At 69.0% G+C, this 26,383-nt stretch carries 23 protein-coding genes and 1 pseudogene; 16 read left to right on the top strand and 8 right to left on the bottom strand.

Annotation, left to right across the window (positions count from 1 at the left end; all coding sequences use genetic code 11):
* Nucleotides 1–239 precede the first annotated feature (239 nt).
* Nucleotides 240–1,115 carry a DUF4231 domain-containing protein gene (locus ACH49X_RS21660; RefSeq protein WP_357206174.1) on the top strand — a complete coding sequence of 292 codons (876 nt, stop codon included), beginning with the start codon at nt 240–242 and terminating at the stop codon, nt 1,113–1,115.
* Nucleotides 1,116–1,413: 298 nt separating this feature from the next.
* Nucleotides 1,414–1,797: a VOC family protein gene (locus tag ACH49X_RS21655; RefSeq protein WP_357104883.1), complete on the top strand. Its 384-nt coding sequence runs from the start codon at nt 1,414–1,416 to the stop codon at nt 1,795–1,797.
* A 112-nt stretch (nt 1,798–1,909) separates the two neighbouring features.
* Here the strand turns inward: ACH49X_RS21655 and ACH49X_RS21650 are convergent, their stop codons facing one another.
* The 3 genes from ACH49X_RS21650 to ACH49X_RS21640 form a co-directional block, all read right to left on the bottom strand.
* Nucleotides 1,910–2,344 (bottom strand): hypothetical protein, encoded by a 435-nt coding sequence (locus ACH49X_RS21650; protein WP_357104885.1) that lies wholly within the window; start codon nt 2,342–2,344, stop codon nt 1,910–1,912.
* Nucleotides 2,345–2,481: 137 nt separating this feature from the next.
* Complete coding sequence (locus ACH49X_RS21645) at nt 2,482–4,041, bottom strand: serine hydrolase (RefSeq protein ID WP_357105481.1); 1,560 nt, start codon at nt 4,039–4,041, stop codon at nt 2,482–2,484.
* Nucleotides 4,042–4,225: 184 nt separating this feature from the next.
* Nucleotides 4,226–5,947 (bottom strand): GMC family oxidoreductase, encoded by a 1,722-nt coding sequence (locus tag ACH49X_RS21640; protein WP_357104887.1) that lies wholly within the window; start codon nt 5,945–5,947, stop codon nt 4,226–4,228.
* A gap of 187 nt (nt 5,948–6,134) precedes the next feature.
* On the opposite strand from ACH49X_RS21640, the gene ACH49X_RS21635 reads away from it, so the two are divergent.
* Entirely contained in the window at nt 6,135–6,833 is a 699-nt protein-coding gene (locus tag ACH49X_RS21635; RefSeq protein WP_195081139.1) for a TetR/AcrR family transcriptional regulator, read from the top strand.
* 119 nt (nt 6,834–6,952) lie between these two features.
* Nucleotides 6,953–7,861 (top strand): nitronate monooxygenase, encoded by a 909-nt coding sequence (locus ACH49X_RS21630; RefSeq protein ID WP_323124278.1) that lies wholly within the window; start codon nt 6,953–6,955, stop codon nt 7,859–7,861.
* Nucleotides 7,862–7,866: 5 nt separating this feature from the next.
* Here the strand turns inward: ACH49X_RS21630 and ACH49X_RS21625 are convergent, their stop codons facing one another.
* Nucleotides 7,867–8,061, bottom strand: coding sequence for a hypothetical protein (locus ACH49X_RS21625; RefSeq protein ID WP_195081141.1), 195 nt, complete (start codon nt 8,059–8,061; stop codon nt 7,867–7,869).
* 34 nt (nt 8,062–8,095) lie between these two features.
* Complete coding sequence (locus ACH49X_RS21620) at nt 8,096–9,415, bottom strand: family 1 glycosylhydrolase (protein ID WP_357104891.1); 1,320 nt, start codon at nt 9,413–9,415, stop codon at nt 8,096–8,098.
* A gap of 368 nt (nt 9,416–9,783) precedes the next feature.
* Between ACH49X_RS21620 and ACH49X_RS21615 the strand changes: the two genes are divergently transcribed.
* From ACH49X_RS21615 to ACH49X_RS21570, 10 genes and pseudogenes are all read left to right on the top strand, one after another.
* Nucleotides 9,784–10,266, top strand: a complete 483-nt coding sequence (locus tag ACH49X_RS21615) for a nitroreductase family deazaflavin-dependent oxidoreductase (protein WP_195081143.1) — start codon at nt 9,784–9,786, stop codon at nt 10,264–10,266.
* A gap of 27 nt (nt 10,267–10,293) precedes the next feature.
* Nucleotides 10,294–12,577, top strand: a pseudogene (locus tag ACH49X_RS21610) (molybdopterin-dependent oxidoreductase).
* Nucleotides 12,578–12,670: 93 nt separating this feature from the next.
* Nucleotides 12,671–13,330, top strand: coding sequence for a transcriptional repressor LexA (gene lexA / locus ACH49X_RS21605; RefSeq protein WP_195081145.1), 660 nt, complete (start codon nt 12,671–12,673; stop codon nt 13,328–13,330).
* Nucleotides 13,331–13,389: 59 nt separating this feature from the next.
* The gene (locus tag ACH49X_RS21600) at nt 13,390–14,277 is read left to right on the top strand and encodes a Sir2 family NAD-dependent protein deacetylase (protein ID WP_357104897.1); all 888 of its coding nucleotides are present in this window, start codon (nt 13,390–13,392) and stop codon (nt 14,275–14,277) included.
* 167 nt (nt 14,278–14,444) lie between these two features.
* On the top strand, nt 14,445–14,648 hold the full coding sequence (locus ACH49X_RS21595; protein ID WP_195081147.1) for a hypothetical protein: 204 nt from the start codon (nt 14,445–14,447) through the stop codon (nt 14,646–14,648).
* A gap of 156 nt (nt 14,649–14,804) precedes the next feature.
* On the top strand, nt 14,805–15,647 hold the full coding sequence (locus ACH49X_RS21590; RefSeq protein WP_357206172.1) for an ABC transporter permease: 843 nt from the start codon (nt 14,805–14,807) through the stop codon (nt 15,645–15,647).
* Complete coding sequence (locus ACH49X_RS21585) at nt 15,648–16,376, top strand: ABC transporter ATP-binding protein (RefSeq protein ID WP_357206170.1); 729 nt, start codon at nt 15,648–15,650, stop codon at nt 16,374–16,376.
* Nucleotides 16,373–17,962, top strand: a complete 1,590-nt coding sequence (locus tag ACH49X_RS21580) for an FAD-binding protein (protein ID WP_357104906.1) — start codon at nt 16,373–16,375, stop codon at nt 17,960–17,962. Before ACH49X_RS21585 ends, ACH49X_RS21580 begins: the two co-directional genes overlap by 4 nt.
* Nucleotides 17,962–18,303, top strand: coding sequence for a 4Fe-4S dicluster domain-containing protein (locus ACH49X_RS21575; RefSeq protein ID WP_195081151.1), 342 nt, complete (start codon nt 17,962–17,964; stop codon nt 18,301–18,303). Before ACH49X_RS21580 ends, ACH49X_RS21575 begins: the two co-directional genes overlap by 1 nt.
* A 16-nt stretch (nt 18,304–18,319) precedes the next feature.
* Nucleotides 18,320–19,321, top strand: a complete 1,002-nt coding sequence (locus ACH49X_RS21570; RefSeq protein ID WP_357206168.1) for an ABC transporter substrate-binding protein — start codon at nt 18,320–18,322, stop codon at nt 19,319–19,321.
* A 142-nt stretch (nt 19,322–19,463) separates the two neighbouring features.
* Here the strand turns inward: ACH49X_RS21570 and ACH49X_RS21565 are convergent, their stop codons facing one another.
* The 3 genes from ACH49X_RS21565 to thrS all read right to left on the bottom strand — a co-directional run bounded on the left by ACH49X_RS21565 (nt 19,464) and on the right by thrS (nt 23,030).
* Nucleotides 19,464–20,081, bottom strand: a complete 618-nt coding sequence (locus ACH49X_RS21565; RefSeq protein WP_357206166.1) for a TetR/AcrR family transcriptional regulator — start codon at nt 20,079–20,081, stop codon at nt 19,464–19,466.
* A gap of 301 nt (nt 20,082–20,382) precedes the next feature.
* On the bottom strand, nt 20,383–21,723 hold the full coding sequence (locus tag ACH49X_RS21560; protein ID WP_357206164.1) for a cytochrome P450: 1,341 nt from the start codon (nt 21,721–21,723) through the stop codon (nt 20,383–20,385).
* An 86-nt stretch (nt 21,724–21,809) separates the two neighbouring features.
* The gene (gene thrS, locus ACH49X_RS21555; RefSeq protein ID WP_195081154.1) at nt 21,810–23,030 is read right to left on the bottom strand and encodes a threonine--tRNA ligase; all 1,221 of its coding nucleotides are present in this window, start codon (nt 23,028–23,030) and stop codon (nt 21,810–21,812) included.
* Between the two features lie 251 nt (nt 23,031–23,281).
* On the opposite strand from thrS, the gene ACH49X_RS21550 reads away from it, so the two are divergent.
* Entirely contained in the window at nt 23,282–24,574 is a 1,293-nt protein-coding gene (locus tag ACH49X_RS21550; RefSeq protein WP_357206162.1) for an extracellular solute-binding protein, read from the top strand.
* Nucleotides 24,571–26,382: a hypothetical protein gene (locus tag ACH49X_RS21545; protein ID WP_357206160.1), complete on the top strand. Its 1,812-nt coding sequence runs from the start codon at nt 24,571–24,573 to the stop codon at nt 26,380–26,382. Before ACH49X_RS21550 ends, ACH49X_RS21545 begins: the two co-directional genes overlap by 4 nt.
* Nucleotide 26,383 lies beyond the last annotated feature (1 nt).

The raw sequence follows: 26,383 nt of genomic DNA, 5'->3' as shown, positions 1-26,383 counted from the left end.
ATGTGCACGGCGATATCACCGACGCGGCGGATGCGCCACGCCGATGTGGATATTCGTCTGCGGGGACGGGATGGTTCGTCGACGATGGTCAGCGGCATGGGGGGAGTTGTACGCCCGCGTTCGGGCCCGGGAAACCGCGTCGTGGCACAACCGGATTCGGGTGCGGTGCAAATAGATTCGGTGCTACCCCCGAACCCGGTACACTTCGGCCATGTCGGTTCGAACGCGTCCCGCGTCCCGTGCAGCACGCTGACGACTACCCGGGGCTGTTCCAGTCCGCGGACACCGCATCGCTGTACGGCCAGAAGTTCTTTCTTCGCGCCTACGGAACCCGGCTCTTGCTGGCTGTGGTGGCGGCGGCGTGTGCGGCATTCACCTTCCGTGTCGGCTCGTCGCGGACCGATATCGCGGCCATTCTCACCGCGATGGCCTTCGTGGGCATCCTCGCGGTGGATGTGGGCGTCCTGCGCGGCCGTCCGGGCAAGTCCTGGTACGAAGGTCGCGCGCTCGCCGAGTCGGTGAAAACGTTGACCTGGAAGTACGCGGTGCAGGGCGCGCCGTTCGCAGGCACGTTGTCCGCCGCCGACGCCGATCGGATGCTGATCGAGCGACTCATGCTGCTGCGTCAGGACATCTCGGCGCTCGCGCTGCGGCCGACCACTGCCCCGGCCATCACCGCTCGGATGCGGCAGCTGCGCTGCGCTCCGTTCGACGAACGGCGACGCGTCTATCTGGACGACCGCATCCGGGAGCAACAGCGGTGGTACGCGAGCAAATCCGGATACCATCAGCGCAGGTCGCAGCTGTTCGGCACGCTGGCACTGGTTTTCGAGGTAGCGGGTGTCGCCGGAGCGCTGGTGAAGGCGTTCAACGCGGTGAGCTTCGATCTGGCAGGCATTTTCGCGTCCGCGGTCGCGGGGTTGGCCGCATGGTCGTCGGCTCGCCAGCACAGCACCGGCGCTGCCGCCTATGCCGTCGCCTCGAACGAACTGAGCATCGTGGCCGAAGTCTTGGAACAGCACGACACCGAAGCCGACTGGGCCGATGCGGTATCCGACGCCGAGGAAGCGATCAGCCGGGAACACACGCTGTGGCGGGCCTCGCACGGCGAATGACCTTCGCGCACGGACGGTGACCGGTGCGACGTCAGCGATCGGACATCGGATGATCCGGCGTGGCTGCCGGATATGCCGGGCATCGGCGCTTACCATGAACGGGCTGTGTGACGTGGCGGCGTCGCACGGCGAACGGGGAAGCGGCCCGTCCGGCGTATCGCGATGCGCCGGGCGGGCCGTTGCGTTCGCTCCGGCCTGTCTCCACCGAATCCGTGCGCGACGCTGGGCGCCGTGCGGCGTTTGCCGCCGAGCGGCGCGGGTAGGCAACGACGAATGGCATAGGTCAGGAGGTCGGAGTATGGCATCGAACAACGGGGTCGGGCAGTTGCGCAGCGTGGTGCTGGATTGTCCCGAACCGCGCAAACTCGCCAGGTTCTACCAAGAGCTGCTCGGCGGAGACCTGCTCGAGGACGATGACGACGATTGGGTGGTTCTCGTAGAGACTTCGGGCCGGCGCATCGCATTCCAAACGGCGCCCGACTACCAGCCGCCGCGGTTCCCCGATCCCGAGGGATCGCAGCAGGTACATTTCGACGTCCTGGTGGACGACATCGAGCAAGCGGAGCCTGCGGCGCTCGCGTTGGGCGCGACTCTCGTGCAGGGCCGAACCGATGGAGCATTCCGCGTTTACGCCGACCCGGTGGGGCACACGTTCTGCCTGGTGTGGCTTCCGGAGGAGTGACAACCGCAGCCGGGGACCTGGACGCGACTCGGCCCGCCACACGGAAGCGATCGCGCGATCGTCTCCGATGGCGGGCCGGGCCGCGGCAGCGTCCACCGATCGGCCGCGCCCGTCAGTCGGGTGGCGCCGGGCGACGGATGTCCTCGCCCACCGAGCCGCCCGCGATGTCGGCCGCTACGCCGATCTCCTCCTCGTAGCGGTGTGCGGCGGGCACTTGCTCGCTGTCGTCGGTGATGTCCTGGAGCCGCCGGTCGTCCTCGCTTCCGGCGGCCTCCGGCTCCGGGTCACGACCGGGATCGGTGTCGGGCTCTTCCTCGGCGAGCCGGTCTCCGATCGATCGGGGATGAGCTTGCTCCCACTGCGTCACGCCGTACTTCGTGACGCCGCTCCAGTGCTCCGGTGGGTCCATTCCGGCCTCGAGCGGGTCGGAACGCAGCCGGTCCTCGTCCAGATCCTCGGCGCTGTTGAGAGCCGCCGGATCGGTTTCGACCGAGTCGGGCGCGCCGGTGTCCTGCGGCGGGTCGTATGTCTCGTTCGGTTCGGTCATCACTGCCTCCTCTCCTGCATTCAGCGACTTCCCGCAACCGCGGTCGGCAAACCCCTGGGAAATGGACGGGCGATATCCCCGATCGGCGGCGGTGCCGTGCTCGGCGGCCCCGGATCGCGGTCGGCGTGCCGCGACGGTCAGCGTCGCGTGAACACGCCGAGGTGTTCGGTGTCGTAGTACTCGAGGGTGAGCCGGTCACCGTCGAAGGTGGCCTGGGAGAGCGATCCGCGATTGGCGTTCTCGCCGGGCGGTGTGAAGGCGAAAGTGTCGCCGTCCCAGTGCGTCAAGGGGAAGGTCATGTTGTTCGGACCCAGGGTGAGCGTCAGCGATTGATCGGTGGCGCTGATCGTCGCGGGCCCGTAGTAGGCGTTGTCGTAGGTGCCCGCATACGACGCCGATGACCGGGCGGGAGCGGGCTTGGCGGGCGGCTGTTTGCCCGCCAGCGCCCCCGCCGGTGCGCCCAGCGGCTGGAACGCCTCGCGGTAGAGAGCGCGCCAGTCCTGCTGAACCTTCCCGAACTGGACCAGATCGGCGAACTCCGCGTTCAGTGTCTCCGGCACCCCGATCGGCGCCGCGTTGGTGAGCGTGACGATGCCGACGTCGGCGGACGGGATCAGGGTGAACGCGGTGGCCGCGCCGAGGCCGAACGCCCCCGAGTGACCGAGCACGACGCGGCCGGAGGCGGAATCGCTCACATTGAAACCGAATCCGTAGAACCCGGCTCGCGCGTCCGGCGTTTTCGGTGGCGCGGACACGGCTTGGGGGGAGATGGCGGGCAGGAGATCCTCCGGGGGCACCAGGACCGAGCCACCTGCGGAACCGTCGGCCAGCACCATCGTCATCCATGCGGCCATGTCGGACACCGAGGAGCTGACCCCTCCCGCCGGGGATTGGGCGTCCGGTTGGCGCTGCGGGTTCGCAGGCTCGTATTTCCCGTCGATCAGCACGTGCCCCTCCGCCCGGTTCGCGCGGGAGGCGAAGTCGGCGTAGCGAGAACTGGTCGATTTCATGCCGAGTGGGCCGTAGATCGTCTGCTGGGACAACGTCTCCCACTGGGTGCCCGCGGCGGCGGCCACGGCGACGGCAGCAGCGGTCAGTCCGAAATTGGTGTATTCGTACGAATTCCGGAAGGGACCCAATGGCAGCAGCCGCAGCCGGTCCAGAATCTGGTCGCGGTCGTAGCCGAGGTCCTCCAGAAGGTCGCCCGCATGATCGGGCAGACCCGATCGGTGCGCGTACAGGTCGCCGATCGTGACGTGCTCGGTGACGTAGGGATCGGCCAAGGCGAAGGACGGCAGCAGCCGGTGGACCGGAGTGTCCCATTCGACGCCCCCGGCGGCGATCCGGCGGGCGACCACCGTCGCCCCGACCGGCTTCGACAGCGACGCCAGTTGGAAAACCGTATCCGGGTCGACCCGCTCCTTGGTCACGACATTGCGGACCCCGAATCCCTTGCTGTACACCACCTTCCCGCCGTGCACCACGGCGATCGCCATACCGGGAACGCCGGAGGAGGCGAACAGGTCTTCGGCGAGCCGGTCCAGCTCGTTCACGGCATCATCGATCCGGCCGTCCGGTATCGGCACCCCGGCGATCTGGTTGGGCAGCGCCGCGGAAGGGGACGGTGCCCCCGTTTGCGTGGTGTCGGCTCGGTCGCCGCCGCATCCGGTCAGCGCGAGGACGGCGGCCGTCACCATCGCCGTGGGACCGAGCAACGCGCGCCGCAGTGTGCTCACGGGTCGCCTCCTGGCCGTTGCAGCGACAAAAGACCAGACAAAGGCTAGTTGAGTCGAGATTGCTGTGGGGGTCGGTTCTGATTTTCGCCGCCGCGGCGGGCCCGGCCGCCGTCGAATTGCGGCTGACCGGACCCGGCGGGCGGAATCATCCTGCGGCGGGCGTCTCGCGGATCTCCACGATCGGAAGCACGAGCGCGGCGGGTGAGCTCGCGGGCACCGCCGGATGCACCGGTGCGATGGGAGCGATGCGCCGGTATCCCGTGCCCACCGGCGGGCGGGTGTCCACCTCGCCCTTGTTCGGCCAGTACGCCGCCGCCCGCTCGGCCTGCGCGGTGATCGTCAAGGAGGGATTGACGCCCAGGTTCGCCGAGACCGCCGCGCCGTCGACGACGCTGAGCGTGGGGTAGCCGTACACGCGGTGGTAGGCGTCGATCACGCCGTGCTCGGCGTCGGCCCCGATCACCGCGCCGCCGAGGAAGTGGGCGGTCAGCGGGATGTTGAAGATCTCGCCCCAGCTACCGCCGGCGATGCCGCCGATCTTCTCCGCGACCCGCCTGGTGACGTCGTTGCCCACGGGGATCCAGGTCGGATTGGGTTCGCCGTGGCCCTGTTTGCTGGTCAGCTTACGGCCGAACAGTCCGCGTTTGGTGTAGGTGGTGATCGAATTGTCCAGGTGCTGCATGACCAGCGAGATGATGGTCCGCTCGCTCCAGTTCTTCGTGCTCAGGAAGCTGAGCAGGTTCATCGGGTGGCGCAGCACCAAGCCGAGGAAGCGCAGCCAACGCGGGATCCGGCCGCCGCCGTCCACCATGAGCGTCTGGAGCAGGCCCATGGAGTTGGAGCCCTTGCCGTAGCGGACCGGCTCGATATGCGTGTCGGGGGTGGGATGGATGGACGAGGTGATCGCGACGCCCTTGGTGAAGTCGGTGCCGGGGCGCACCGTCTTGGTCGCGGCGCCGACGATCGACTCCGAGTTGGTGCGTGTGAGCACGCCGAGCCGGTCGGACAGATCCGGCAGCACGCCCTTGTCCCGCATGGCGAACAACAGCTTCTGGGTGCCGCGCGTGCCCGCGGCGAGCACGACGTGCGCGGCGGTGAACGTGCGCGGTTGCTTGCGAATCCAGGCGCCGGTACGCGCGGTGGACACATCCCAGGTGCCGTCCGGGTGCGGACGCAGCTCGGTGACCGTCGTCATCGGGATGACCTCGGCGCCGGCCTGCTCGGCCAGGTAGAGGTAGTTCTTCACGAGAGTGTTCTTCGCGCCGTACTTGCAGCCCACCATGCAGTCCCCGCATTCCACGCACCCGGTGCGGTCCGGGCCGACGCCGCCGAAGTACGGGTCCGGCACGGTCTTACCCGGTTCGCCGAAGAACACGCCGACGGGTGTCTGCACGAAGGTGTCACCGACGCCCATGTCGTCGGCGACGGCCTTGAAGACCTCGTCGGCGGGCGTCATGTGCGGATTGCGCACCACGCCGAGCATTTGCTGCGCCCGCTCGTAGTACGGGGTGAGCTCGTCGCGCCAGTCGGTGATGTCACGCCATTGCGGGTCGCGGAAGAACGGCTCCGGCGGCACGTACAAGGTGTTCGCGTAATTCAGCGAACCGCCGCCGACGCCGGCGCCGCCGAGGATGAGGACGTTGCGCAGCGGGTGGATGCGCTGGATTCCGTAGCAGCCGAGCGCGGGCGCCCAGAGGAACTTCTTCAGCTCCCAGCTGGTCTTGGGCAGTTCGTCGTCGGCGAAGCGTCTGCCCGCCTCCAGTACGCCGACCTTGTACCCCTTCTCCACCAGCCGAAGCGCGGTGACGCTGCCGCCGAACCCCGAACCGACGATCAGCACGTCGAAATCCGTCGTCCGCTGGTCCATGTGGAACTCCTCGATCGTGTCGCCAGTGACTCGGCTAACACTACTCCCGGGTAAGTAACGGTTCGCAAGTCGGCCGGAATCGGCGGATCGCTCCGGTATTCGGCGTTGCCAGTAGTTGTCCGCCCCGATTCCAGAGCGATGCTCGCAATAGTTGACAACGCTCTCTGAAACGCGCATCGTTTCTGCTATGCCGACGACACCCCGCGCCCGCGCCAGGGCTCAGACCATGAACGACATCGTCCGGATCGGGCGCGAGCACTTGGCGACCGAGGGTGCGGCCGCGCTGTCGCTGCGCGCGGTGGCACGTGACCTCGGCGTGGTCTCCTCGGCCGTCTACCGGTATGTCCGCAGTCGCGACGAACTGCTCACCCTGCTCGTCGTGGACGGCTACAACGCACTCGGCGACGCGGTCGACGAAGCGCTGGCCGAGAGCGGGGACGATCCGATCGAGGGGCTACGAGTGCTCGGCCGCACAGTGCGGCGCTGGGCGCTGGCCGAGCCGGCCCGCTACGGGTTGCTGTTCGGCACACCGGTTCCCGGCTACGACGCGCCCGCCACCGAGACCATCGCTCCTGGCACCAGGGTGATCGCCGCGCTGCTCGCCCTGTTCGCCCGCGCCCATCGCGCGGGCCGACTCGCCGCACCCGGCGAGCAGCCGCGGATATCCGCGCCGCTCGCGGGCAGCTTCGCGCTGATCCGGGACGAGTTCCGGCTCGACCTACCAGATTGGCTGATCGTCCGCGGCGTGACGTTCTGGGTCGGTCTGTTCGGGGCGGTGAGCGCGGACGTGTTCGACATGTACGGCGCCCAGACCTTCGCCGACCGCGACGAGCTGTTCGAACTCCAGCTCGGCGGACTGCTGGACCTGCTCGGTCACCGCGGATGAGCTCCCGGCCGACCGGGGGCCGGTGAGCGGTCGCGGCGGCATGTGCTGCGATGGAACGCGTGACGACGCCCGGCCGACAGTCTGCAGCAACCGCATGGGCGCACCGGATGGGTGCGCGCATGCCCCTGGTCAACGCGCCGATGGGGGGTGTGGCGGGCGGACGGCTCGCCGCGGCGGTGACCGCCGCCGGTGGACTCGGCATGATCGGAATGGGCAGCGCCGGATCGGTCGCGGCGCTGGAGCGGGAGTTGCCGCACGTCCGCGGCAGCGACGGCCCTTTCGGCATCGGTCTGGTCGACTGGGTGGTCGCGAAGGAGCCGCGTCTGCTGGAGGTCGCGATCGCAGCCCGTCCCGCACTGATCTCGGTGAGCTTCGGGGAAGACCTGGACTGGGCGGCACGCGTCGCGGACGCGGGGATCGTCCCGGCCACCCAGGTGTACAGCGAGCAGGATGCGCGGCGTGCGCAAGACGGCGGTGTCGGCCTCTTGGTCGCCCGCGGTGTGGAGGGCGGCGGACACGGCGCCGTGAACTCCGCGCTGCTGCCGCTTCTGGAGGAGGTGCTGGAGGTGGCGTCGGTTCCCGTACTCGCGGCGGGCGGAATCGGCACACCGGGGGACCTGGCCACCGTGTTGCGAGCCGGAGCCGGTGGCGCCTGGCTCGGCACCTGTCTGGCAGCGTGTTCGGAGTCGCTGCTGCCGGAGGCGGCCCGTCGCGCCATGATCGACGCGCGCGGCGACGACACGGTGCTCACCCGCGCCTACGACGTGGGAATGGAATTGCCCTGGCCGACAAGGTTTCCCGCGCGAGTCTTGCGCACCGGATTCACCGATCGGTGGACCGGACGCGAAGACGAACTCGCCATGGACGCGGCGGCCAAGCGCGCACTCGCCGCGGCGCTCGCCGCCGCCGACCCGGCCGTCACGCCCATCGACGCGGGGGAGGGCGTCGGCCTGGTCACCGCCGTGGAACCGGTCGCGCGCGTGCTGGAGCGGCTGTGGGCGGGTGCGGCCGGGTCGGTCGCGAGCTGAGCGTTTCAGTCCTCGCTGCTGCTTCGGTCACCGAGATAGCGGATCAGCTCGGGATCGGAAGAGACCAGCCGGTCGACCTCCTCGCCACCGGTGCACTGGTAGAGGGCGACGGTGACCGAACCGGATCGACGTCCGGCGACGCGCCAGATCCCGCCGGAATCGGTCCAGCGCCGCAGCACTTCGATGGGATCGTCGGTCATCGTCCACCTCCGCGCGATGGTGTACCCAGCGGCGTCACCGTGGCACGGTGACCGGATCGGCGCAACTGGCGGGCACGTCGACAAGGGAGCAATCCTTCGGCGCACGGGTCGGCCGGTAATCGGGCGCGACGCCGCCACTGCGGGTGATGCCGGTGTACGCGGCCACCGCGTCCGTCGGCTTGCGCGTCAGGGCCGGATCGGTCAGGACGTCGACGGTGTAGAGACCGAAACGCGGTGTGTAGGAACCCCACTCGTAGTTGTCGGTGAGACTCCAGTAGTTGTAGCCGATCAGGTTCATGCCGTCGGCCTTGGCGCGCTGGAGCCAGTAGACGGTGTCGCGCAGCGAGTCGGCGCGGCCGTATCCGTCCGCGCGTGGCAGGCCGTTCTCGGTGGGCATCCCGTTCTCGACGATGTAGAGCGGCTTACCGGGGAACTGACGCGCATAGTGCTGCAGCGCGTAGTAGATCCCCTCCGGCTGCAGCGGGTTCTTCCACAACTCGGTGAAACTAGCGGAAGCGGTGAGGCTGTCGGGGGAGAGGCCGTAGTAGTAGTCGATGCCGATGTAGTCGAGCTTCGCGGCGATCCTGTCCATCAGCGGCTTGTTCACCACGTCCTCGCCGCCGGGGATGTAGGCGACATTGCTGGTCACCATGGCGCCCGGCTGAACCCGGTGGATGTAGTCGTAGATGCCGTCGTGGGCCCTGGCGATCCGGTCCTGCATCGCGGGCGCCGCCGCGGGCGGCAATCCGCCGTTGCGCAGTTCGTTCACCAGGTAGAAGGCGGGCTCGTTGAACGTGACCCATAGCGGCTGGTACGGCGCGTAGCGGTCCACGACCGCGCGTGCGTTGGCCAGCCAGTCCTCGATGATCCCCGGGTTGTTCCAACCCCCGCGGTCCACCGCCCAGCCCGGGTAGACCCAGTGGTCGATGGTGATCATGGGGCGCATGCCTGCCGCGGTGATCGCGCCGACGACGTCGTCGTAGAACTTCAGCCCTGCGGGATCCCAGGTGCCTGGTTCGGGCTGCAGGCGAGCCCACTCGACGCCGATGCGATACACCTTCACGCCCAGATCGGCCGCGAGGGCGATGTCGGAGCGGTAGCGCGAGTAGAAGTCGATCGAATCCAGGTAGGGATCTGTCGTCTTCCCGGACGCGACATAGCGGGACCAGTTGCTGTCCGGTGCGTGGCCTTCCGATTGGTATCCCGACGAGGCGACGCCCCAGAGGAAATCCGGGCCCATAGGCGCCACCGCGGCGGGCGGCGCGGGACGGGCGGCCGCTGGAGTGGCGCCTCCGAGCAGTACCGCGGCGACGGCCGCCAGCGCAGCCGACAGATGGCGGCGGTGTGAACGCATCGAACTCCTGTTCCGAGAAGTGGCGGGCCCTCGTGGATACCTCGGCGCACGAGGCCGCGGTGGGGAGGGCGGCATGGGGGACAGGGTAACTGGTCGCTTGACCGTTTTCTTGGACTCGGGGAAGGCGGGGAGCCCGGACTGAATGGTCCTGCGGAGCGGAGAACCGCAACGACCGCGATGCCGGCGCAGGACGTGGGGTATTACATATGGATACGTAGATATTCGCATCTAACTATCTATTTTGCTGAACCTCAAACACCACATTTCCAAAAGACAGCAAGGACGGAGGGGGCGAATCGGCTGTGAGATGCCCCTCGGTCGCGGCCTGGATCACCTGATCGGAAGCTGGGGCGTGTCAGGATTTGCCCATGGTGTCGAATCCGTTGCCGCGAGTAGCCCGACGGCTCGCCCAGCGCCGCTGGGTGATGCGGACGGCGCCGGTCGTGCTTCGGTTCGAGCGCTTGATCCGGCGCGTCACCGGCGGACGAAGGGGCGTTCTGGATGTGGCGGGCCTGCCCTCTATCGAGGTCACCGTGCCCGGCCGGAAGACCGGGATCCCGCGCACCACGTCGTTGCTGTACGTGCCACGTGGTGCGGACTTCATCGTCCTCGGCTCGAATTGGGGTAGTCCCCGGCATCCGGCGTGGTCGGCGAATCTGCGCGCCGCGGATACCGCCTCGGTCCGCCACAAGGGCGAGCAGTTCCTGGTCGCGGTGCGTGAGATAGACGGCGCGGAGCGCAAGTCCGTCTGGGATCTGGCGGTGGAGTTCTGGCCCGGCTACGCCATGGAGTACGAGCTCTCCGGCGGCCGGCTGTTCCGGATCTTCGAGCTGCGTCGGAAGTCGCACTGAGGCAACGCGAATCGGCAGAGGCGCGGGGTGGGTGCGGACGGTTACGGTGGGGCGGTGACCACGCATCTGACCCACTGGGGGGCCTTCGAGGCGGACAGCGACGGGGAACGGCTCACGGAGGTGCGGCCGTGGCGTGGTGACCCGGAGCCGATGCCGTTGATCGGCAATGTCGCTTCGGCGCAGCATCACCCCACTCGTATCGATCGGCCGTATGTGCGCCGGGGCTGGCTGGAGAACGGGCCCGGGCCGGGCCCGCGCGGTTCGGAGGCTTTCGTTCCGGTGTCCTGGGAGCGGGCGTTGGACCTGCTGGCCGGCGAGCTCGGCCGGGTGTACCGGCGGTACGGTGCGGCGGCGGTGTTCGGCGGTTCGTACGGCTGGGCCAGCGCGGGGCGCTTCCATCACGCGCAGAGCCAATTGCACCGCTTCCTCAACTGCCTCGGCGGCTACGTCCGGCACGTGAACAGCTACAGCTTGGGCACCTCGACGGTGCTGCTGCCGTACGTCATCGGTGACATCGGCTGGGTGACGCAACAGGCCACGGCGAAGGCGGTACTGGCCGAGCACTCCGAACTCGTGGTGGCTTTCGGTGGTCTGTCGCCGAAGAACGCGGCCGTGTCACCGGGCGGGGTCTCCCGGCACAACATGCGGGGCTGGATCACGGCGGCGCGAGACCGGGGCTGCCGGTTCGTGTCGATCAGTCCGTTGCGCGACGACACCCCGCCGGAGAGTGCAGCCGAGTGGATCGCGCCGGTGCCGGGCACCGATGTGGCGATGATGCTCGCGCTGGCTCAGGTGCTGGACGCGGAAGGCCTGGCCGACCAGAAGTTCCTACGCGAGTACACGGTCGGTTACGACCGATTCGCGGCGTATCTTCGTGGGTCGGCGGACGGAGTCGTCAAGAATCCGGAGTGGGCCGAGGCGATCACCGGCGTGCGGGCCGAGCGCATCCGGATGCTGGCGCGCGAGATGGCCGCTGCCCGGACTCTGGTGACGGTGAGCTGGTCGCTGCAGCGGGCGCGTCATGGTGAGCAGCCGGTGTGGGCCGGTGTGGTGCTCGCGGCGATGCTGGGGCAGATCGGGCTTCCCGGTGGCGGGTTCGGGCATGGTTACGGATCGGCCGCGGGCGTCGGTGAGCCCGCGCGCGGGCCGGTGCCTCGTCTTCCGCAGGGGCGCAACGGCGTCGACGCGTTCATTCCGGTCGCGCGGATCGCGGACATGCTGCTGAACCCGGGTGCGCCCTATCGGTACAACGGTCGGGAACTGGTGTATCCGGATGTGCGGTTGGTCTATTGGTGTGGTGGCAATCCGTTTCATCACCACCAGGACCTGGCCCGTTTGCGGGCGGCGTTCGGACGCCCGGACACGGTCGTGGTGCACGACGCGTTCTGGACGGCTACCGCGCGGCACGCGGACATCGTGCTGCCGTCGACGATGTCGATCGAGCGGGACGATTTCGGTGCGGGAGAGGGTGATCGGTCGTTGTTCGCGATGCGCGCGTTGACCCGTCCGCCCGCCGATGCGCGCGACGATTTCCGGATCTTCGCCGAGACGGCCGATCGGCTGGGGGTCGGCAAGGAGTTCACCGAAGGACGGTCCGTCGCGGAGTGGCTGCGGCATCTGTACGAGCGGTGGCGTGCCGAGCGGTCGGATGCGGGACACGACTTCCCGGATTTCGACCTGTTCTGGTCCGGTGAGGCGATCGAGCTTCCGGTGCCGGACCCACGGCAGGTGCTGGCTGCGGACTTTCGCGCCGATCCGGACCGATGCCCGCTCGCCACGCCCAGCGGGAAGATCGAGATCTTCTCGACGACCATCGATGGCTTCGGGTACGCCGATTGCCCGCCGCATCCGGTGTGGCTGGAGCCGGAGGAGTGGCTCGGTGGTCGGGTGGCGCAGCGGTTTCCGGTGCAGTTGGTGGCGAATCAGCCGCGCACGAAGTTGCACAGTCAGCTCGATGTGGGCGCCTACAGCCAGTCGGTGAAGATCTCGGGGCGCGAACCGATCCGGATGCATCCCGCGGACGCCGGCGCTCGTGGCCTGTGTGCTGGTGACATCGTGCGGGTGTTCAACGACCGGGGTAGTTGCCTGGCCGGCCTGGTGGTGGACGAGGGGGTGCGGCCCCGATCCGGCGGATCCGGCGTTCTGCCGCCACGGCAATCCGAATGTGCTCATCGCCGATCGTCCGTCCTCGACGCTCAGCCAAGGGTGCGCGGGGCAGCTCACCATGGTGCAGATCGAGCGCTATGCGGGAGCACTCACGGACGTGGCTGTGCTGCGCCCGCCGGGCAGGCTGGGCGAGGACGCACTGTGAGGTCGCCGTGCGGGCGATGGCGGTATCGGGTTTCGGCGTGCCGGGTGTGATGGCCGGTCGGCAGTGTCGGCCGGTGCCTCTACCATTCCCCGGGTGACCGGATACGACCCGCTCGATGCGTTCGAGCATCTCGACACCTCGACGTTGCCGCCGCGCCAGCAGCGGATTCTCGCCACGATTCGGGACTGGGTTCAGCGCTACGGGTATCCGCCGAATACGCGCGAGATCGGTGCTGCGGTGGGTCTGCGGTCGGCGTCGTCGGTGTCCAAGCATCTGCGGAGCTTGGAGGAGCGTGGTTTTCTGCGGCGCGGCCGCACGGTGTCGCGTCCGATCGATGTGCGGATGTTCTTGCAGGCCTCGGCGCGGGAGACGGCGGAGGATTCGGTAGCGGTGCCGGTGGTGGGTGATATCGCGGCGGGCGCTCCGATCCTGGCCCAGGAGCATGCCGACGACACGATGACGTTGCCGCGTGAACTCGTCGGCCGCGGCACGGTGTTCGGGTTGCGGGTGCGTGGTGATTCGATGGTCGATGCGGCCATCTGCGACGGTGACATCGTGGTGGTGCGGCAGCAGCACGAGGCGCATTCGGGGGAGATCGTGGCGGCGATGATCGATGGGGAAGCGACGGTGAAGGTCTACCGGCGGCGTAACGGTCACGTGTTCTTGGAGCCGCGCAATCCCGCCTACGAGGTGATCGATGGCGACGAAGCCGTGGTGCTCGGCAAGGTCGTGTCGGTGATGCGGCGGGTCTGACCTCGACGAATCGGCGGTGCGCCGGGTGCGGTGATCGTGGCGGTCGTACCCTGAACGGCATGTCGGAGTTGGTGCGGATGCCGTCCGGCGCCGGGTTCGAGCGGCTGGTGGGCTTGCTGGACGGGCGCCGGGTGGTCGCGTTGACCGGCGCCGGGATCTCGACCGACAGCGGGATCCCGGATTATCGTGGTCCGTCCTCGCCGCCGCGCAACCCGATGACCTACCAGCAGTTCGTGGGCGATCCGGTGTTCCGGCAGCGGTACTGGGCGCGTAATCACGTCGGCTGGCGGCGGATGGACGGATCGTGGCCGAATCCGGGGCATCGGGCGCTGGCGCGGCTGGAGCGCATGGGCGTGGTCAGCGGGTTGATCACGCAGAATGTGGATCTGTTGCACACCAAGGCGGGGCATCGGCGGGTGATCGACCTGCACGGCACCTACGCGCGGGTGCGCTGCCTCGGTTGCGGATCGCTGATCTCACGGATGTCGCTGGCCGACCGGCTGGAGGCGGCGAACCCGGGCTTCGCGGAGGCGGTGACCACCGATGGGCTGGAGGTGGCGCCGGACGCCGACGCGGTGGTCGCCGACACCACGGGCTTCCGGATGGTGGACTGCGAGCGCTGTGGCGGACTGCTGAAGCCGGACATCGTCTATTTCGGGGAGAGCGTGCCGAAGGAGCGGGTTGTCGCGGCCTACGAACTGGTCGAGGCCGCGGACGTGCTGCTGGTGGCCGGGTCGTCGTTGACCGTGATGTCGGGATTGCGTTTCGTGCGCCACGCCGCAAAGCGCGGTCGTCGCGTCGTCATCGTCAATCGGGGGCGCACGCGCGGCGACGAGCTGGCGGCGCTGACGTTGGACGGCGGGTGTTCGACGGTGTTGCCCGCGCTCGCCGAGTGTTTGGACGGGACGCGCGTGCCGGCCACGGCCGATCCCGCAGGGCGCGCGTAGTCCCGATCGTGTGCTCATTGCGGCCGGGACCGCGGTGCAGCGCGTGTGACCCGTTCCGGCATGGACATCGGTCATTGACCAGGGGGACGTTTCCCGTGGCGTGGCGGTGCTATTCGGGGAAGGAGTGGACACAGTGCCCCGATGAGGGGCGATCGAAGGAGGATCCCGTGGCCGAGAAGAGCTATCGCTCCGCCGAAACCGGTGAATACGTGAGTGAGGAGACCGCGGCGGAGAACCCGAGGACGACGCTCGGTGAGGACGAGCCGCACGCTGGGGACAATCGGCGTGACCGCTCGGCGATCACCGGGCACTTCGTCAAGCCCGATACCAGCCGTCGGCACCCCGACACCACCGTGACCGAAAACGGGTGACTGGATTTCGGATCCGCGTCGTACCTGATCGCGGCAGGTCGGCGCGGGAAGAGCGCCCGCGCCCGGGTTCAGGATCGCGCTGATCGCAATCATTCTGTGAACCGTCCGCACACCTTACTGTTCCGGACAGTACTTCTCGTGTGAGGACCGTGTCAGATGACGTTGCAGTTGGATCCGGCCACCTCCGCGCCGCCTTCCGCCTCCGTCGAGGCGGTGACCGAGAGCTCGTTCCCGTTCGCTCGCAGGCTGATCGGCTTGGCGCGGGCTTCTTCCGGTTTGGTCTTGGCGGTGATCATCTGGCAGCTGGGCGCTCGATCCTGGCTGGGGGCGACCACTCCCGCGCCGACGGAGGTGCTCGAGGCGGGGTGGGAGCTGATCAGGTCGGGGGAGTTGTGGCAGCATCTGGCGGCCTCCGGGCGCCGGGTCGCGGTCGGGTTGGCCATCGGCATCGGCATCGGTCTGGTGTGCGGGGTGGCGGCGGGGTTGTTCCGTGTCGCCGAGGATCTGGTTAACGGTCCGCTGCAGGCGTTGCGGATGTTGCCGACGCTGGCTTTGGTGCCGGTGTTCATCATCTGGTTCGGTATCGGCGATTCGTTCAAGATCGCGCTGATCATCGTCGCGCCGATCTTCCCGATCTATCTGAACGTGCTGGCGGGGATCCGGGGCGTGGACCGGCGGCTGGTGGAGGCGGCGGAGTCGCTGGGGCTCAACAGGTTCGAGTTGACCACGAAGATCATCCTGCCCGGAGCGTTGCCGCAGATCTTCGTCGGTTTGCGGCAGGCGCTCGGCATCGGCTGGCTGACCTTGGTGGTCGCGGAGATGCAGACGACGCCGGTCGGTCTCGGGTTCTTGATGAACGATGCCAAGGAGTTCCTGCGGACCGACCAGATCTTCCTGGTCCTGGTGATCTACGCGGTGCTTGGGTTGCTCACCGATCTGTTCGTGCGCGTGCTGGAACATCGGTTCCTGGCGTGGCGCACCGGATACGAGGGGAAGTAGATGACCGCCACCATCGGAACCGGTGTCCGCATCCGCGGGGCGGCGCGTGCCTTCGGCGGGCGCACGGTACTGCGCGGGGTGGATCTGGATATCGCGCCGGGTGAATTCGTCGCGCTGCTCGGTGCCAGCGGCTCGGGCAAGAGCACGCTGCTGCGTGGAATCGGTGGTCTCGACCGCGGCTTCAGCGGGTTGTTCGAGGTGCCCGGTTCGAAGGCGATCGTGTTCCAGGAGCATCGGCTGATTCCGTGGATCAACGTGTGGCGCAACGTCATTCTCGGCGTCCACGGGGCCGGTAAGGCGCGGGCGTTGACGGCGCTGGAGGAAGTGGGGCTCACCGCGAAAGCGGATGCGTGGCCCGCGACGCTGTCGGGTGGGGAAGCGCAGCGTGTCGCACTGGCCAGGGCGCTGGTCCGCAATCCGGAGCTGCTGCTGCTCGACGAGCCGTTCGGTGCTCTCGACGCGCTGACCCGGTTGAAAGTGCAGGCTCTGGTGGCGCGTCTGTGGACGCTGCACCGGCAGTCGGTGCTGCTGGTGACTCATGACGTGGAAGAGGCGCTGCTGCTGGCGGATCGTGCGCTCGTGCTGCGTGCGGGCCGCATCGCCGAATCCTTCGCTATCACCGTCGCCCGCCCGCGTTCGGTGGTCGACCCCGAATTCTCCGACCTTCGCCGCCGGTTGCTGCTCGCACTCGGCGTGAACCCCGAGGCACCGACAGGAGCAGACGCATGAGTGAACCGTTGCAGATCAGTACCGACGTCTTGGTGATCGGCGGCGGGCCCGCCGCCTGCTGGGCGGCGATCCATGCCCGCGAGGCCGGCGCCGAGGTGACGTTGGTGGACAAGGGCTACTGCGGGACCAGCGGCGCCACCGCCCCTTCCGGCACCGGCGTGTGGTACGTGGCGCCGGAGGCGACCGCGCGGGCGAACGCGAAGGCCAGCCGGGAGGCGTTGGGCGGGCATCTGGCCGACCACTATTGGATGGACCGGGTACTCGATCAGACGTACGCGAACATGAATCGGCTCGCGGTGGAGGGGCGGTATCCGTTCCCCGTCGATCCCGCTACGGGTGAGCAGATCCGCACCGGTGTGCAGGGGCCGGAGTACATGCGGCGGATGCGGGCGTGGGTGAAGCGTGCCGGGGTGCGCGTCCTCGATCACTCGCCCGCGCTGGAATTGCTGGTGGACGGCGACGGTGTGGTGCGCGGCGCCGCGGGCTACCAGCGTCAGGCCGACCGGGACTACCGCGTGGTGGCCGGTGCGGTGGTGCTGGCCACCGGCGGTTGCGCGTTCCTGTCCCGTGCGCTGGGCACCAATGTCGATACCGGTGACGGCGCGCTGATGGCGGCCGAGGTGGGTGCGCGGTTCTCGGGGATGGAATTCTCCAACGCTTATGCGATCGTGCCGAAGGGCTCGACGATCACCAAGACCGCCTACTACGGGTATGCGACGTTCTTCCACGAGGACGGGCGGGTGCTGGAGGGGGCGGGCTCGACCAAGGGCCGTTCGGTGATCGCGCGGACTCTGTTGCGGGAGAGGGTGTTCGCGCAGCTGGATCGGGCCGATGCGGCGGTGCAGGCGCAGATGCGGCTGGGTCAGCCGAATTTCTTCCTGCAGTTCGATCGGCGCGGGATCAATCCGTTCACCGATCGGTTCGAGGTGGACCTGCTCGCCGAGGGCACCGTCCGCGGCACCGGCGGCATCGATGTCGTCGACGACGACTGCGCCACCACGGTGCCGGGACTGTACGCCGCGGGTGACGCGGCGACCAGGGAACGGATTTGCGGTGGCTTCACCGGTGGGGGCAGCCACAATTCGGCGTGGGCGATGTCGTCGGGCAGTTGGGCGGGCCGTGGCGCGGCGTTGTTCGCGTTGGGGGCGGGCCGGGTCGGGAGTGCCGATGTGCGGGGCGCGGGGCGTACCGGGTTGCGACCGGAGCACGCGGAGTCGGTGTCGGCCGCGGATGTGGTGGCGGCGGCGCAGCAAGAGGTGATTCCGTTCGAAAAGAACTACTTGCGCCATGGTGACCGGATCCGGCCCGCGGTGGAGCGGCTGGACGATGTGTGGGCCGACGCCAGCCGTGGTTTGGGCGGCGGTACGGGAGACGAGCGGGTGCGTGCTCGGCAGGCGGCGGCCATGACCGCCGTGGGGCGGCTGATGTATCGGTCGACGCTGGCGCGCACCGAGACGCGGGGGATGAGCAAACGCGCGGATCACCCGGATCTGGACCCCAAGCAGCACCATCACATCCTGTCCGGCGGGCTCGACGAGGTGTGGACGGCGACGTCGGCGGCGGCCACCACCCTGGCGGTGGCGTGATGATCGAAATCCTGCGCGCGGGTGACTGCATCGCCTGCGACAAGTGCGTGGAGGTGTGCCCGACGAATGTGTTCGACCGCACCGACAGCGGCATTCCGGTCATCGCGCGGCAATCGGATTGCCAGACCTGTTTCATGTGCGAGGCCTACTGCCCGACGGACGCGCTGTACGTCGATCCGGAGGCGACGCCGCTGGCCGATCACGACGCCGTGCGCGGCGAGCACATCGGCCGCTACCGCAAGGAGATCGGCTGGGGCCGCGGCCGTAAACCGGGCAGTCTGGTCGCGGTGGGACCGCGTCTGCCGCACGGCACTGCGCCGCCGCGGTTGTCGGAACTGTGAACTACGAAAGCGAATCATGCGCAAACTTCGGCTGATGGTGCCTGCTGTCGTGTCCGCCTTGCTGCTGGTCCTCACCGGCTGTGGGTCGGACGACGCGGGTTCGGCGACTCGCGCCGAGATCAAGACCCTCCGTATCGGCACGATCGGCACCGGCAACGTGCTGACCGGGCCGGTCGGCTTCGCTCATCAGCGTGGCGCTGTGCTGCCCGCGCTGAAGCCGCTGGGGGTGGACGCCGTCGAGGTCTACAGCTTCCCCAACGGGCCGGACTTGAACCAGGCTCTGGTCGGTGGGCGCCTCGATGTCGCCACCTACGGTGACACCCCTGCGCTGGTGGCGCGCGGCAGCGGGTTGAAGACGCGGTTGCTGGCCATCGCGGCGGTGAACTACAACGCCGGTGTGGTGGCCAAGGATCCGGCGATCCGTACGCTGAAGGATCTGGCGGGCAGGAAGATCGGTGTGCAGTCGGGTTCGTATATCGATCGCTATCTGCAGGGTGCGCTGAAGGCAGAGGGTATTCAGGCGCAGCTGGTGCATCTGCTGGCCACCGACGCGGAGGCGCCACTCAACGGCGGTGACGTCGCGGCGGTCGCGTTGCCGGATGTGAACCCGTCGTCGTTCTTCCACGCGTTCTTGGCCAAGGGTTTCCACCAGGTCGACTCGATTCACGACAATCATCCCGATCTGGCCGGCACCAGCTCTTCGGTGAGCAGCCAGGACTTTCTCGACAGTCATCCTCGGTTCGGTGCCGCGTGGCAGTCGGTGATCGCCGAGGCCAACCGGTATGCCAAGCAGCACTGGGACGAATACCTGAACTACGAGGTGTCGCAGTCGAAATCGCCGGAAGCGGTGGTGCGTGCGACCGCGCGGCAAAGCTACATTCCCGACGAGATCTTCGCGCCGCAGGGCGTCCAGTTGCTGACGGGTACCAAGCAGTTCCTCGTGGAGCAGAAGAAGATCCGGGAGGATTTCGGTGTGGAGGAGTGGTTCTACCGGCCGGAGCGGCCCGGACAGGGCTGAGCCGATCCGGGCCGGCATCGTTCGGAAGTATCGACCGGGGTCGCGTCGCGGTGGCCAACGAGCTCGACAGCAGCGCGGTGGTGCCGGTTTCGACCGACGGAGCGTTCGTCGATGCCGCCAGGTGACACCGAAGCGGTGGGTGTCAGCGGTGGGGTGCGATCAGTCCGATCGCGGATTCGACCGCCACGTCGACGATGCTCGCGATGTCGTCGCCGTCTTCCACGGTGGTGGCGATGAGTTCGCGGAAGCCGCCGAAGAGGATCGTGGCCACCTGGCGCGATGGCGGCCGCAGTCCGGCGGCCGCGAATTCCGGTGTGTCGGCGAGTTTCTGGATGAGCGTCACGAATGCCGCGCCGACCTCGCGCTGCAGCTGCCGCGTGTCGTCCCCGAGAGCGGGGACGACTCGGATCCAGCTGAGGGTGAGGGAGGGTTCTTGTTGGGCGGTGCGGATCCAGGCTTCGATGGCCTGGCGTACTTGGGTGCGCCAGGGCAGGTGCGGGTCGACGGCGGCCTCGATCCGTTGGATCATGTCCTTGTTGTGCTCGGTGAGCAGGGCGATGAAGCAGTCCTGTTTGCTGGTGAAGTGCTCGTAGAAGGTGCGGCGCGAGGTGCGGGCGTAGCGGACCACGTCGGCGACGGTGGAGTCCTGGTAGCCGCGCTCGCGCACCGCGGTGGCCATGGCGTCGAGCAGGCGGCGGCGGAACCCCGGATCCTGGCCGTTGTCGGCGGCGGTGCGGGGTACGGGCGCGGCGCGGGTCACGAGAATCAGGGTAGTTACTCCCTTCGGTTCGCCGCGTCCGGCCCGAGCGTCGCAGGGCGGTGGTCGGGCCGTGCATTGCCCAGCACCGGGTCGCGATGTCTTGGCCTTTCCCGTGGTCGGGCAGAGCGCCGCCACGGGGGACGCGATGGTGCCGTCATCGGTGCGACCGTAGCGCAGGGCGTGCACGTCGTGGGCGTGGCTCGTGCCCAGCCGCCTGGGGGCGGGTCGATGTCACGCAGTACGTAGCCGCCGACCGGCTGGCAGGTGGGCGCGGCGACGATCAGGACGTCGAGATGTGCGCTCATGCCGTGGCCTCGACGGCGCGCTCTAGCGCTTGCCCGCTGGGTGTCCGGCGATGCACCACGGCGCGGCCCTTCTGCGCCGGGACCAGTGCGACGCCGCGGAAGTGGGTGCGCTCGTCGCGGGCGGTGGTGGGTTCGAGTGTGAAATCGCGCAGCAGCGTGCGCAGGACGACGTTCATCTCCAAGGTGGCGAAGGCGGCGCCGATACAGCGGCGGCTGCCGCCGCCGAACGGGATCCAGCTGAACGTGCCGGGACGGACACCGACGAACCGGTCGGGGTGGAAGGCGCGGGCGTCGGGGAAGAGTTCCTCGTTGTCGTGCATCAGCCGGATGTTGGCCACGATCTTCTGCCCGCGCGGCAGGGTCCAGCGGCCCAGCTGCACGGTTTCGGCCCGAACCTGGCGGAACGTCGCGTCGATCACCGGCCGCACTCGCTGCACCTCCAGCAGCGTGGCTTCGCGCAGTTGCGAACCCCCGGCGTCGGCTTCGGCGACCAAGCGGCGCAGCACGTCCGGGTGCCTGCGCAGCCGCTCGATCGTCCACGCCAGCGTCGTGGCGGTGGTCTCGTGCCCGGCGGTGAGCAGGGTCAGCAGTTCGTCGGCGATCTCACCGCGCGACATGGCCGAGCCGTCGTCGTAGCGGGCTTGCAGCATCATCGCCAGCACGTCGTCGCGCTCATCGATGCGGTTCTCGGCTGCGGCGCGGTCGATGAGCTGGCCGACGATCTCGTCGTAGCGGCGGCGGTGGGCCGCGAAGCGCGCCCAGGGGCCGAATCTGCCCAGCGTCCGCTGGGGGACCGGGACGGCGGCGAGGGCGGAGGCGATCAGGACCAGTTCGGGCAGTAGTCGGCGTAGTTCCTCGAACTCCGCTCCCTCGGCGCCGAAGACCGCGCGCAGGATCACGTTGAGGGTGATGCGCATCATCGAGTCCATGGTCGCGAACTCCCGGCCCGAGGGCCAGGAGGACATCTCACGGACCGCTTCGTCTTCGATGAGCGCTTCGTACACCGTGAGTCTGCGGCCGTGGAAGGGTGGGGTGAGCAGTTTGCGCTGCTTGCGGTGTTCGGCGCCGCTGAGGGCGAACAGTGAACCGGGGCCGAGGAACTGGCCGAGGTTGACGTCGATGTTGTCGACGAGGTCGGCGCTCGTGGTGAACAGGGCTTTGATCTCGGCGGGGTCGGCGAGCACGACGGCGCGTCCGAATCGGGGCATGTGGATGGTGAAGGCCGATCCGTAACGGTCGTGCAGGCGCCGCCATGTCCGGGTGCGTCCGGTCAGGACCTGCAGGTTCTGCACGATCGGCGGGGTGGATGGCCCGTCGGGAAGTCGCACAGCGGGCATGCGCCCACCTCCTCGTGTGGTACTTCGATGTACCACCCGTACGGTACGCGTACGTACCACGCTGTGGCAAGGATTACACACCGTCGTCACGAGATGTCCCACAACCGGGCACTGGGGGCGGCGAGCGCGGCGGCGATGCGGTCGAGTGCTTCGGCGGCGGGCAGCGAGCCCGGGCGGCGGCCATCGCGCAGCCGCAACGCCACTTCACCTGCGGCGACCTCCTGCGCGCCGATGACCGCCTGATACGGCACGAGCCGGTGTTCGCGGATACGCGCGGCGAGGCTGCCGCGATCGGCCGGCGAGATCGCCACCCGTAGCCCGCGGTCACGGCAGCGGCTTTCCCACCGCGCGGCCTCCGGATGCTGAGCGTCGGTCACCGGCAGCACAACCACCTGGGTGGGCGCCAGCCAGGCCGGGAACCGCCCGCCGTGACATTCGATCAGGTGGGCCACCGCCCGCTCCAAGCTGCCGATGACGCTGCGGTGCACCATGACCGGCCGGTGCGCGGCGCCGTCGGCGCCGGTGTAGCGCAGATCGAACTGCTCGGGTTGATGGAAATCGACCTGCACGGTGGACAAGGTGGATTCGCGTCCCGCGCTGTCGCGCACCTGCACGTCGATCTTCGGGCCGTAGAACGCGGCTTCGCCCTCCACCGCGTCGTAATCAAGGCCGCAGTCGTCGAGGACAGTGGTGAGCAAGGTGATCGAGCGCTCCCACAAGCGCGCGGCGGCGGCATATTTCCCGCCGGTGCCGGGCAGCGACAACCGATAGCGGGCGGCGCGGATACCCATCGCGGCGTAGGCGTCGGCGATCATCGCCAGCGCCCCGGCGACTTCGGCTTCGGCTTGCTCGAGGGTGCAGAAGATGTGCGCGTCGTTGAGTTGGATCGCGCGCACCCGGGTCAGCCCGCCCAGCACGCCCGACAGTTCCGAGCGGTACATGCCGCCCAATTCCGCGATGCGCAAGGGCAGTTCGCGATAGCTGCGCGCCCGCGAACGGAACAGCAGCGCGTGGTGCGGGCACAGGCTCGGGCGCAGCAGCACTTGCTCACCGCCGAGATCCATCGGCGGAAACATTTCCTCCCGGTAATGCCGCCAGTGTCCGGACAATTCGTAGAGCTCACGCTTGCCGAGTACCGGCGAATACACGTGCTGGTAGCCCGCGCGGCGTTCGGCGGTGCGCAGGTAGTCCTCCAGGGCTTGGCGCACGGCCGCGCCGTCGGGTAGCCAGAACGGCAGTCCCGCGCCGATGAGCGGGTCGGTGTCGAACAGATTCAGCGCACGGCCGAGGATGCGATGGTCGGGCATGGTGGTCTCCTCGTCGAGAGGGGGCGAGTGACCACGAGAAGAAGGCCCGGGGCACTCGCCCCGGGGCTGGCATGAACGTGGATCAGCGCGCCGGGACGAATTCCGGCGTCGTCGTCACAGCAGCGCGCTCCATGCCGGCGACGGTAGCAGAGGCAGCCGCGCCGGCGCACCGGAGTTTTCCAAGACGCCCCCGGCGTGACGATTCCGGCGCATAATCGAGTCCGTCTGGAACACAAGGACATCGGGGGTCGATGGGGACACGCAGAGCGGTGCTGCAAGCGGGTATGGTTCTCCCGCTGGCCGCCGCGTGCGCGCCGGAGCTGTTGCTGGGCAGTTCGGACGCGGTGCGCGTCGGTGTGTCCTGGAGCGGGCAGGAACTCGCGGCCTTCCACGCCGTTCTGGACGGGCTCGACCTCGAGTTCGAGGTCGAGGTGATCCCGCTGGGCGACAACACCGACACCGCGTTCACCGCAGGTGGCCGGTCCGCGCCGGACGTGGTGTTGCTTCCGCAGGCCGGGCGGGTGCGGGAACTCGCCGAAGCGGGCAAGCTGCGGCCCGTCGACGAGACGGTGTGGGCCGACGAATCCGGCAGCCGCTACGCCCAACCCTGGCAGCTGTTGCTGCGCCACGAGAGTCGGCTCTACGGTGTGCCGTTCAAGGCGGCGGACAAATCGCTGGTCTGGTTCGACCGGCAGCAGTTCGCCGCCCACGGCTTGGGCGAACCGGCGGCATGGACGCTCGGTGGCTGGGTCGACCGGATGGAGGTGCTCGCGCAGACGCCGATCCGCCTGCTGGCGCTGGCCGCGGCCGACGGCTGGGTGCTCACCGACTTCTTCGAGAACGTGCTGCTCGCCGAATCACCGCGCATCTACGACGATCTGGCCTCCAAGGACAAGCCGGAGTGGGACAACCCGGCGGTGCGGGCCGCCTTCGGGCATCTGGGCGTCCTGTGGGGGCAGCGTCACGCGTTTCCCGGCGGGGTCGGCGTCGCGTTGACCAGGCAGTTCTCCGACGCCGTCCGGGAGGTGTTCCAGCATCGCCGTGCCGCGGCGGTCGTCGCGCCCGACTTCGCCGAACCGATCGTGCGCAGCGCCGTCCGCGCGTCCGGGCGAGCGATCGACGACGCTGTCGGGGTGGTGGCCTTCCCGCCGGTGAACGCCGCGTCGCTGCCGCCGAAGATCGTCGGCGGCGACGTGATCGTGGTGACCAGGCAGGCGAACCCGCGCGCCGAGGACCTGGTCGAGAAACTGGCCGGCGCCCGCGCCCCTCTGCCGTGGATCGAGCGCTACGGCGGTTTCCTCGCCCCGAACCTGCGCACCGAGGCGGACTACTCGCCGTTGCTGGCGCCCTCGGCGCGGGAGCTGGCCGCGCGCAGCACCTTCGATCTGTCCGACCGGATCGGGCCGGTGGGCGGCCGGGAAGGATTGTGGCGGGTGCTGACGGAATTCCTCATCGCGATCGGCGACGGCGCGCAAGCGGGAACGACCGCGGCCACCGACCGCGCGATCGCCGCGCTGGACGACGCGGACCGGCGGCGCCGATGACGCGGCAGGATTTCGACGTCAACGGTCTGCGCATCGAGTTGGCCACCCGCCGCATGCGCGGGCCGCTGGTCGCCGGCGGCAGGCCACGACGCTGGCTGGGCCGGCTGGCGGGACTGCCTGCGACTCTGCTGACGGTGGCGCTGCTGGTGCTACCGGCCGGGTGGACCGTGCTGATCGCCGCCAGGGCCAGCCCGTTGTCGGTGCTCGGCTGCGCGGTCGCCGCGACCGGTGCATTGCTGCCCGCCGCGCTGCGCAGGCGGCTGGGTGTGCCGTGGATCCGGATCCTGGTGTGGCCTGCGTCGATCGGCGCCACGATCGGCGGGCTGTCGCTGCTGGCAGGCACCATGAGCGCCGACGGGCGCGGTGCGTACCTGCGCACGCTGCTGTGGGTGGCGTTCGGGATCGGGCTGCTGCTGGTGGCGCTGACGATCGCCTGGTGGGGGCGGGCGGCGCGCTGGCTGTGGCTGCCGCTGATCGTGCCGTTCGGGGTGTCGGCGTTCGTGTCAGGGGTGGCGTTCCGGGTGATCTTCGGCAACGGCGCGCGATGGCTGGACATCGAGGACGTCACGCTCTACCGATGGTGGCTGGCGGCGATGCTGGGGTCGGCGTTCCTGTGGACCTGGCTGGGTTTCCTCACGGCGCTGTTCCGCGCGGGAATCCATGCGATCGAAGCCGATCCGGCGCGCGCCGGGTACCTGTATCGCGACGACGGCAGGCCGCTGGCGATCCGGCTGTACGAGTTGCTGCGGCCGGTGCTGTTGATCGCCGGACTGGCCGTCGGCGTCGCGGCGGCGCGGGTGTTCGATGTGGTGTTGATCGGAGTGCCGGGCGCCCTCGAGTACCAGGTCGACAGCGCGACCGTGCACTGGTGGCGGCTGGCGGGCGACGCCGAACCCGGCGTCGCGGCCGCCTACGCGCTGCCGTTGGCGGTGCTGGTCGGCGCGGTCGCCTGGCTGCTGCAAGTCGACGTACGCCGCCACCGCGCGAGTTGGTCCGCGGTGCGGGTGTTCTCGGTGGCGGGACGACGGCGCATCGGTCCGGTGCGGGCGGCGGGCATCGTGCTGGTCTCGGTGCTGGTGCTGTACCCGATCGGCGTGCTGGCCTACACCGGATTGCGCGGGCACGACGGCTTCGGCTTCTCGGCGCTCGCGCTGGTGTGGGGCGACGACGGACTGTGGCGTTCGCTGCAGACCACCGCCTGGGTCGCGGGGATCGTCACCGTGGTCGTGGTGACCGCCGCCGCTCCCGTGGCCTACCGGTTGGCCGCGCTGCGGCCCAACGGCACCGCCGCCCGGCTGGCCGTCGCCGCGCTGGTGGTGCTCGCGGTGATCCCGGCGCAGACCTACCTCGGACCGATCGACGGTCTCATCGACGCCTATGAGCTGTCGGGCACCAGGATTCCCCTGATCCTGGTGCACGCGGCCGCCGGACTGCCGATCGCCATCCTCGTGCTGCGCGGCGCGATGCTCGCCCCGCCGGGCAGCGCCGCCGCGGACGCCCTGCACGGTCTGGCCAGTCCTGGCACCATCGCCCAGCGCGTGCTGGCCTCCTCCGGGCCCGCGCTGGGTGCGGTGGCGGTGCTCGAATTCGTCCAGGTGTGGAACGACTTCTTCCTCGGCCTGGTGGTCAGCGGAGCGGGAGCGAGCCCGTGGTCGCTGCTGCTGTGGGGCGAAGCCAGGCAGTTCGGCGAGAACAGCGCGCAACTGGCCGCGGGATCGCTGCTGTCGGCCGTGTTGCCGGTGGCGCTGCTGCTGGTGACCTGGCGGCGCTGGGTGGTGCCGGGCCTCACCGGCGGAGTGCTGCGATGAC

This window comes from Nocardia sp. NPDC019323, assembly GCF_044389845.1.
GTDB classification, from domain to species: Bacteria; Actinomycetota; Actinomycetes; order Mycobacteriales; family Mycobacteriaceae; genus Nocardia; species Nocardia implantans.
Note: the sequence above shows the minus strand (reverse complement) of the source record. Positions and strands in the feature narration are given on the sequence as shown.